This is a genomic window from Buttiauxella sp., assembly GCF_035271705.1.
Lineage (GTDB): Bacteria > Pseudomonadota > Gammaproteobacteria > Enterobacterales > Enterobacteriaceae > Buttiauxella.
In genome coordinates this window covers 63,452-72,259 of record NZ_DATERI010000123.1, presented here as the reverse complement: position 1 = coordinate 72,259, position 8,808 = coordinate 63,452, and the positions used below count along the sequence as shown (strand labels likewise).

Below are 8,808 nucleotides of genomic sequence, written 5' to 3'. Positions count from 1 at the left end.
GTATTTCAGTATAAATTATTGATTTTAATGATAAAAATAAAGTTTAAAATTTATAACGTAATTTGATATTTAGTCTTTAAGCTCCTGTGACAAGTTAATTAGAATGGAGTATTTCAATAATTTCGCAACATTATTTGCAGTTTAAAATAATAATATTTCACCAGTATTTAACTATTGAGTCACAAGTGAAATTATTACGCTGCCATTAAAAACACGGGGCAATAAAAATTGCCCCGTAATATAGCGTAAACCTTAAGGTTTATGCAGCTTGAGTTTATACCCGTCATACTTCAAGTGACAGGGGGGTGGGGGCCGTACTCCTTCACCCCAGTCACTTACTCAAGTAAGTTCCTGAGGATTTGCTCCCTTGCCGCCTACCTGCAACTCGAATTATTTTGGGTATAGTTTTGTTATTTCCAGAAAGCCACTTTTGCGCGTTGCAATTTTTCATATGCAGCTAACAACGCCTGATGGGCAGGGAACGCTTTCAAATCACTGTCGACGGCTTGCAATCCATAGAATGCTTCTTCACCACTGAGTGCTGCACTTGCGGCTTCTACTGTTTCTGCGCCAAACATACGAACGAAGGCATTCAGATACTGCAACGGTTGACGATCTTCTTCCATCGCAAGCAGCAATAATGTTTGCAGGCAACGATAGTAGTTAGCACGTTCAGCACTGAAAATAGAGGCGTTGAACTCCATCGTCCATTCTGTCCAGATAAGCGCCTGTTCTGTATCGCCGCCTGCCAGCGCCAGCATTGCTTTCAATTCACCAATACGCAATGTGTACCAGCCGTTGTCTTTACCTGTGGCCAGGCCAAGCAACTCACGCACACGGGTGAAATCATCATGGCCTTCTTCATCTAATTGAGAGATGAGGTCCAGATAATCTTGCTTCTCCCACTCGCTTCCTGGCAGTGCCAGAATAGTGTCACGCAGGTGATGGCCCATACTATTGTTAGCCAGCAGCAGGTCTTCCGCAGGGTAAATATCGGACATCCCCGGTACGATGATACGACAAGCATAAACATCTAAATGCTGGTAGTCGGCGATGTAAACTTCTTTATCTTCTGTGTTGAAGATTGCCATCAATGTGGCGAACTCTTCTTCAGTTGTTCCGGAGAAGCTCCAGTCAACAAACGGATAGTCGGCATCTTGCTTGAACATATCCCATGAAATCAGACCGCTGGAGTCGATGAAGTGGGTTTCGAGGTTTGCATGCTCGGCCACTTCTTCGTCGTCAAAGGTTGGCGGAGTGAAGACATCCAAATCTTTCAGGCCACGTCCCTGAAGCAGTTCTGTAACAGTACGTTCCAGTGCCACACCAAAATCGGGGTGTGCACCGAATGAGGCAAAGCAGGTGCCATTTGCTGGGTTGAATAACACAACGCAGATAACAGGATATTTGCCACCTAATGAACCGTCATAAGCGAAGATTGGGAAACCTTCCGCTTCCAGGGTCGCAATCGACTCAACCACACCCGGATAGCGATCCAGCACTTCTTGTGGAATTTCTGGCAGGCTGATGCTTTCAGCAATAATGCGATTCTTAATATGGCGTTCGAAAACTTCTGACAGCCCCTGCACACGAGCTTCGTTCGCCGTATTCCCGGCAGACATCCCGTTTGACACGTACAGGTTGCCGATAATATTCATCGGGATATAAACGGTTTCTTGATCAGACTGACGGGTAAATGGCAGAGCGCAAATACCCCGCTCTTCATTACCTGACTGCAGATCGATAAGCATACCCGCAGTGACTTCTTTTTCTGGATCGTAAAACGCACGCAGACGCTCGTCGAGAATACCTTCTGGTAGCTGGTCATCTTCTGGAATTGAGAACCACTTCTCGTTTGGATAATGCACAAACGGGCCATTAGCGATGGTTTTGCCCAACCAGAAATCAGCGAAGAAATAGTTTGTCGACAAACGCTCGAAATATTCGCCCAAAGCGGAAGCTAACGCGGCTTTTTTAGTTGCACCTTTACCATTGGTAAAGCACAGCGCGCTGTCTTTATCACGGATATGAACAGACCAAACGTTAGGAACCGGGTTTAACCAAGAGGCTTCTTCAATATTAAAGCCAAGGGAGGAGAGTTGCTTCTGGAAGCGATCGATGGAATCTTCCAGTGCGGCATCTTTGCCAGGAATAAAGGTTTGAGTCATGTGGTTTCACTTTTGTCGTACGCAAAGCGCGCAATGATACGGGTTTTAGCAGACTGACGCCATTGTCAGTAGCAAGCAGGCGGCAATAGCATAACAGGCTATGCTTACTGTCAGTAACCTACTGTTATGGCGGTAAAAATGAAGAGCTTTGATCTCCAACGGATGGCCTTGAACGACGTCCCACTCGATTTTCTTTGGGAAGTCGCTTTTCGCAGTCTCTACACCTTTATATTGGTGTTTCTGTTTTTAAAGATAACGGGGCGGCGCGGCGTCCGGCAGATGTCACTGTTTGAAGTGTTGATAATCTTAACGCTCGGTTCGGCGGCGGGAGATGTCGCGTTTTATCATGACGTGCCGATGCTACCGGTGCTGATTGTTTTCGTCACCCTGGCACTGCTGTATCGTTTGGTGATGTGGCTGATGAGCCACAGTGAAAAACTCGAAAACCTGTTTGAGGGAAAACCTTCAGTCCTTATTGAGGAAGGGACGTTTGCCTGGGAAAAAATGAAGTCGCAAAATATGACGGAGTTTGAGTTTTTTATGGAGCTTCGCTTGCTGGGCGTCGAGCACCTCGGGCAGGTCCGTCTGGCGATACTTGAAACCAATGGCCAAATAAGCGTCTATTTCTTTCCCGATAAACTCATCAGACCGGGTTTACCCATTTTGCCTGAGCACTGCTGTGAACGGTTCATTAAAATACCAGAAGAGGCCGATTATGCCTGTATCCGTTGCAGTGAAGTCGTCACCTTGAATGCGGGTAAGGAATCTATTTGCCCACGATGTGCTCACAAAGTTTGGGTAAAGGCCAGCACCGCCTCGCGAGTGACCTGACGGGCGTTTATCGGGCGTTTAATTCAGCGACTGGTTGATTCTGTTGTGTGATTTTGCGCACATTCCCCGGTCCTGCCTGATTAACCATTGCAGGCTCAGCATCTGAGTGATAAAACCGATAGAGTGAAAAAACTTGTTGATCTAAGCGTGGTGAGGGGAAATGACTCAGGTATACAATTTTAGTTCTGGCCCGGCGATGTTGCCGGCTGAAGTGCTACGTCGTGCGCAGCTTGAACTTTGCGACTGGCAAGGTTTAGGTACCTCCGTAATGGAGATTAGCCACCGTGGTAAAGAGTTTATTCAGGTCGCTGAAGAAGCTGAAAAAGATTTTCGTGATCTACTGCAAATCCCCTCGAACTACAAAGTTTTGTTCTGTCACGGTGGCGGCCGCGGCCAATTTGCTGGCGTGCCTTTAAACATTCTGGGTGACAAAACGACGGCTGATTATGTGGATGGCGGCTATTGGGCGAGCAGCGCAGTAAAAGAAGCGCACAAATACTGCACCCCCAATGTTATCGATGCGAAAGTGACGGTTGACGGCTTGCGTGCCCTCAAACCGATGAGCGAGTGGCAGGTTTCTGAAGATAGTGCTTACCTGCATTATTGCCCGAATGAAACCATCGATGGCATCGCTTCCCACGAAACGCCAGACTTTGGCGATAAAGTCGTGGTTGCGGATTTCTCATCCTCCATTTTGTCGCACTCGCTGGACATTAGTCGTTTCGGTGTAATTTACGCAGGCGCGCAGAAAAACATCGGCCCGGCTGGTTTGACTTTGGTTATCGTGCGTGAAGATTTGCTCGGCAAGGCGCATAAAGCGTGCCCGTCAATTCTTGACTACACGGTTCTAAACGATAACGATTCCATGTTTAACACCCCGCCTACCTTTGCCTGGTATCTTTCTGGCCTGGTCTTTAAATGGCTGAAAGAACAAGGTGGTGTGGAAGTCATGGACAAAATCAACCGTGAGAAAGCGAGTCTGTTATACGGTGTGATTGATAAAAGTGATTTCTACCGTAACGATGTTGCATCTGCCAACCGTTCACGTATGAACATACCTTTCCAGTTGGCGGATAGTGCACTGGATAAAGTCTTCCTCGACGAGTCGTTTGCTGCCGGTCTGCATGCATTGAAAGGCCACCGTGTTGTGGGCGGGATGCGTGCGTCTATCTACAATGCGATGCCACTCGAAGGCGTTAAAACGTTAACCGACTTCATGGTCGACTTTGAACGTCGCCACGGTTAATCGTTGTTCGTTGTTATTCTCCCCGCGACATGGTTCGCGGGGTTTTTATTCTGTTTGAGTTGAGAGTATTTTCCCCATGTTGGAATCCCTGACGTTACAACCCATCGCTCTGGTCGACGGCACGATTAACCTTCCTGGTTCAAAAAGTGTCTCTAACCGCGCGTTGCTGCTTGCAGCGCTTGCGCATGGCACCACTGAATTGACTAATTTGCTGGATAGCGATGATGTGCGTCATATGCTCAACGCGCTGAAAGCATTGGGGGTCAGCTATTCACTTTCTGCCGACCGTACGCGCTGCGAAGTCACTGGCATGGGCGGCCCATTGCATGCGACAGGTGAGCTGGAGTTGTTCTTAGGTAATGCAGGGACCGCTATGCGCCCGCTCGCGGCGGCATTGTGCCTCGGTAGCAATAATATTGTGCTGACCGGTGAACCACGCATGAAAGAACGTCCGATTGGCCATCTGGTCGATGCTTTACGTCAGGGCGGTGCTCAGATTGACTATCTGGAACAAGAAAATTATCCACCGTTGCGTTTGCGCGGCGGTTTTAGTGGTGGCCAGGTGGCTGTCGATGGCAGTGTTTCCAGCCAGTTCTTGACCGCACTTTTAATGACGGCACCGTTGGCGGTAAACGACACTGAAATCACTATCAAAGGTGAGTTGGTATCAAAACCGTATATCGACATCACGTTACATCTGATGAAAACCTTCGGCGTGGAGGTGGAAAACCGCGAGTATCGCAGTTTTGTTATTCGTGGTAGCCAGCAGTACACCTCCCCGGGTGCTTATTTGGTGGAAGGGGATGCCTCTTCTGCGTCTTACTTCCTTGCCGCTGGCGCCATCAAAGGCGGTACGGTAAAAGTGACAGGTATCGGTCGTAATAGCGTCCAGGGTGATATTCGCTTTGCCGATGTGCTGGAAAAAATGGGCGCGAAAGTGACCTGGGGGGAAGATTTCATCTCCTGCGAGCGCGGTGAACTCAACGCTGTCGATATGGACATGAACCATATCCCTGACGCGGCAATGACTATCGCTACTGCGGCATTATTTGCTCAAGGCACGACCACGCTGCGTAACATTTATAACTGGCGTGTGAAAGAGACTGATCGACTGAGCGCAATGGCAACTGAATTGCGTAAAGTGGGCGCAGTAGTGGAAGAGGGTGAAGATTACATCACCGTGACTCCACCGGCCCAGCTACAAATGGCTGAAATCGGGACTTATAACGATCACCGTATGGCAATGTGCTTCTCGCTGGTGGCGTTGTCAGACACGCCAGTCACTATTCTGGATCCGAAATGTACGGCAAAAACTTTCCCGGACTATTTCGAACAATTAGCGCGTATTAGTACCCTCAAGTAATACACCACCGCTTGCTCCGGTCACGGTATATGCCGGAGCAAATTCTCAATATCCCGCATAAATCAACTCCGTTTGCCACAATGGCGGCGCGAGATGCCGTTTCGGCAACCAGCGGTGTGGCGTCGCAGCTGTCACAGTCACAACTTGGCGATTTAGCTGAAGCGGCAATTAATGCAACGTTCTCGCGTAGTGAAGAGTCAGAAGCTGATGATTTCTCCTACGATCTGCTCAAAAAACGTAATATTAATCCTCAAGGATTGGCCAGCAGCTTTGATAAACTGGCAACGCTGAGTCGCTCAGCAAAATCGATGTTTGACTCACATCCACCTTCAGCTGAACGCGCACAACATGTGCGTGACCGCATAGCAGCAGATAAAAAATAAACCAGCCCTCTGATTTTGGGGCTGGTTTTTTCCAGCCCTGTCCCAAGTTGCGCAATTCTTCTACACTCAGCCATATTAACGACGATAATTGGCAGGAAAGGTGACGGTCAGGATTCTGGCGGCGTATAATATGCGGCGTTTCTATTTTAGATCCGCAATTCCAGCGAGAGGAGAGTACGATGACGGCACCCGCCCCGGTAATAACAATTGATGGCCCAAGCGGCGCAGGTAAAGGCACGCTGTGTAAAGCCATGGCGGAAGCGTTACAATGGCATCTGCTTGATTCTGGAGCAATTTATAGAGTCCTGGCATTAGCGGCCTTACATCACCAGGTTGATGTTAGCTCCGAAGATGCGCTGGTCCCGCTCGCAGCACACCTTGATGTGCGTTTTGTTGCCAACAATGGCAACCTGGAAGTCATCCTTGAAGGGGAAGACGTCAGCGCGGAGATTCGTACTCAGGAAGTTGCCAATGCAGCCTCTCAAGTTGCTGCTTTTCCTCGTGTTCGTGAAGCATTGCTGCGCCGCCAACGTGCATTCAGAGAAGCGCCAGGCCTGATTGCTGATGGGCGTGATATGGGCACCGTGGTTTTCCCTGATGCGCCAGTAAAAATATTCCTTGACGCATCTTCTGAAGAGCGTGCGCGCAGGCGTATGCTACAGTTGCAGGAGAAGGGCTTTAGTGTTAACTTTGAGCGCCTTTTGGCAGAAATCAAAGAACGTGATGACCGTGACCGCAACCGTGCTGTAGCACCGTTAGTCCCAGCCGCAGATGCGCTGGTGCTGGATTCAACCAGCATGGCCATTGACGAGGTCATCAAACAAGCGCTGACTCATGCGCAGAAAATTTTAACACCAGCTCAATAGTGAATATTGCGCTGGTGGAAGTTTTGTCATATTTGTCATGATATTGCCATAGTGGTATCCTGACACGAAGGGTAGTTTTTTACCCCTGTAACCTAAACCCTGTCGGCATGGAGCCAATGGCGGGGTATGTGAAACAACCCCATTCGGCGGGATGCTAAATGGACGTTAAACTAAAGAACCTTGAAGATTAACAACATGACTGAATCTTTCGCTCAACTCTTTGAAGAATCCCTTAAAACAATCGAAACCCGTCCGGGTTCCATCGTTCGTGGTGTTGTAGTTTCTATTGATAAAGACGTAGTACTGGTTGACGCCGGTCTGAAATCTGAATCTGCAATTCCGATTGAGCAGTTCAAAAATGCTGCTGGCGAACTGGAAATCCAGGTTGGTGACGAAGTTGATGTTGCTCTGGACGCTGTTGAAGATGGCTTTGGCGAAACTCTGCTGTCCCGTGAAAAAGCTAAGCGTCACGAAGCTTGGATCACGCTGGAAAAAGCTTACGAAGAAGCTGAAACTGTGGTCGGTATCATCAACGGCAAAGTTAAGGGTGGCTTCACTGTAGAGCTGAACGGTATTCGTGCGTTCCTGCCAGGTTCCCTGGTTGATGTTCGTCCGGTACGTGACACTCTGCACCTGGAAGGCAAAGAGCTTGAGTTCAAAGTCATCAAGCTGGACCAGAAGCGTAACAACGTTGTTGTTTCTCGTCGTGCAGTTATCGAATCTGAAAACAGCGCAGAACGTGATCAACTGCTGGAAAACCTGCAAGAAGGCATGGAAGTTAAAGGTATCGTTAAGAACCTTACTGACTACGGTGCATTCGTTGATCTGGGCGGCGTTGACGGCCTGCTGCACATCACTGATATGGCATGGAAACGCGTTAAGCATCCAAGCGAAATCGTGAATGTTGGCGATGAAATTACCGTTAAAGTACTGAAGTTCGACCGTGAGCGTACTCGTGTGTCTCTGGGTCTGAAACAACTGGGCGAAGATCCATGGGTCGCTATCGCTAAGCGTTATCCAGAAGGTACCAAACTGACTGGTCGCGTGACTAACCTGACTGATTACGGCTGCTTCGTAGAAATCGAAGAAGGCGTTGAAGGCCTGGTTCACGTTTCCGAAATGGATTGGACCAACAAAAACATCCACCCATCCAAAGTTGTTAACGTTGGTGATGTAGTGGAAGTTATGGTTCTGGATATCGACGAAGAACGTCGTCGTATCTCCTTGGGTCTGAAGCAGTGCAAATCTAACCCATGGCAGCTGTTCGCTGAAACCCACAACAAGGGCGACCGCGTTGAAGGTAAAATCAAGTCTATTACTGACTTCGGTATCTTCATCGGCCTGGACGGTGGCATCGACGGCCTGGTTCACCTGTCTGATATCTCCTGGAACGTTGCAGGCGAAGAAGCAGTTCGTGAATACAAGAAAGGCGACGAAATCGCGGCTGTGGTTCTGCAAGTTGACGCAGAACGTGAGCGTATCTCCCTGGGTGTTAAACAACTCGCAGAAGATCCGTTCAACAACTACGTTGCACTGAACAAGAAAGGTACTATCGTTACTGGTAAAGTAACAGCAGTTGACGCGAAAGGTGCTACAGTTGAATTAGCAGATGGCGTAGAAGGCTACCTGCGTGCTTCTGAAGCTTCCCGTGACCGCGTTGAAGATGCAACTCTGGTTCTGAGCGTAGGCGACGACGTTGAAGCTAAATTCACTGGCGTTGACCGTAAAAACCGTGTTGTAAGCCTGTCTGTTCGTGCTAAGGACGAAGCTGACGAGAAAGATGCAATCGCTACTGTTAACAACAAACAGGAAGATGCACCGAACTTCTCTAACGCTATGGCTGAAGCATTCAAAGCAGCTAAAGGCGAGTAATCGTCTGAGCACTAAATCAGGGCGGCTGCGGCCGCCCTTGTTCGATTGATAGCTGTAAGTTAATTTTCCTGAAAGGAAA

The 8,808-nt window shown here is 48.6% G+C and carries 7 protein-coding genes; 6 read left to right on the top strand and 1 reads right to left on the bottom strand.

Translation table 11 applies throughout. The features are described 5' to 3' along the window. Positions 1–410: 410 nt before the first annotated feature. Positions 411–2,168 (bottom strand): 30S ribosomal protein S12 methylthiotransferase accessory factor YcaO, encoded by a 1,758-nt coding sequence (ycaO, locus tag VJY99_RS11505; RefSeq protein ID WP_324118535.1) that lies wholly within the window; start codon positions 2,166–2,168, stop codon positions 411–413. Between the two features lie 138 nt (positions 2,169–2,306). On the opposite strand from ycaO, the gene VJY99_RS11500 reads away from it, so the two are divergent. The 6 genes from VJY99_RS11500 (at position 2,307) to rpsA (ending at position 8,729) form a co-directional block, all read left to right on the top strand. Beyond that, complete coding sequence (locus VJY99_RS11500) at positions 2,307–2,999, top strand: DUF421 domain-containing protein (RefSeq protein WP_324118534.1); 693 nt, start codon at positions 2,307–2,309, stop codon at positions 2,997–2,999. A 160-nt stretch (positions 3,000–3,159) separates the two neighbouring features. Beyond that, positions 3,160–4,245 (top strand): 3-phosphoserine/phosphohydroxythreonine transaminase, encoded by a 1,086-nt coding sequence (gene serC, locus VJY99_RS11495; protein ID WP_324118533.1) that lies wholly within the window; start codon positions 3,160–3,162, stop codon positions 4,243–4,245. Positions 4,246–4,324: 79 nt separating this feature from the next. Continuing rightward, positions 4,325–5,608: a 3-phosphoshikimate 1-carboxyvinyltransferase gene (aroA, locus tag VJY99_RS11490; RefSeq protein ID WP_324118539.1), complete on the top strand. Its 1,284-nt coding sequence runs from the start codon at positions 4,325–4,327 to the stop codon at positions 5,606–5,608. A gap of 29 nt (positions 5,609–5,637) precedes the next feature. Beyond that, the gene (locus VJY99_RS11485; protein ID WP_324118532.1) at positions 5,638–5,991 is read left to right on the top strand and encodes a M48 family metalloprotease; all 354 of its coding nucleotides are present in this window, start codon (positions 5,638–5,640) and stop codon (positions 5,989–5,991) included. A gap of 179 nt (positions 5,992–6,170) precedes the next feature. Continuing rightward, positions 6,171–6,857: a (d)CMP kinase gene (gene cmk, locus VJY99_RS11480; RefSeq protein WP_324118531.1), complete on the top strand. Its 687-nt coding sequence runs from the start codon at positions 6,171–6,173 to the stop codon at positions 6,855–6,857. A gap of 195 nt (positions 6,858–7,052) precedes the next feature. Next, positions 7,053–8,729 (top strand): 30S ribosomal protein S1, encoded by a 1,677-nt coding sequence (gene rpsA, locus VJY99_RS11475; protein WP_064517522.1) that lies wholly within the window; start codon positions 7,053–7,055, stop codon positions 8,727–8,729. The last annotated feature ends 79 nt before the right edge of the window (positions 8,730–8,808 follow it).

Bases quoted from the DNA above. Each gene is read 5' to 3' on its own strand.
- ycaO (WP_324118535.1), bottom strand. From the start codon at position 2,168: ATGACTCAAACCTTTATTCCTGGCAAAGATGCCGCACTGGAAGATTCC.
- cmk (WP_324118531.1), top strand. From the start codon at position 6,171: ATGACGGCACCCGCCCCGGTAATAACAATTGATGGCCCAAGCGGCGCA.
- VJY99_RS11500 (WP_324118534.1), top strand. From the start codon at position 2,307: ATGAAGAGCTTTGATCTCCAACGGATGGCCTTGAACGACGTCCCACTC.
- rpsA (WP_064517522.1), top strand. From the start codon at position 7,053: ATGACTGAATCTTTCGCTCAACTCTTTGAAGAATCCCTTAAAACAATC.
- VJY99_RS11485 (WP_324118532.1), top strand. From the start codon at position 5,638: ATGCCGGAGCAAATTCTCAATATCCCGCATAAATCAACTCCGTTTGCC.
- serC (WP_324118533.1), top strand. From the start codon at position 3,160: ATGACTCAGGTATACAATTTTAGTTCTGGCCCGGCGATGTTGCCGGCT.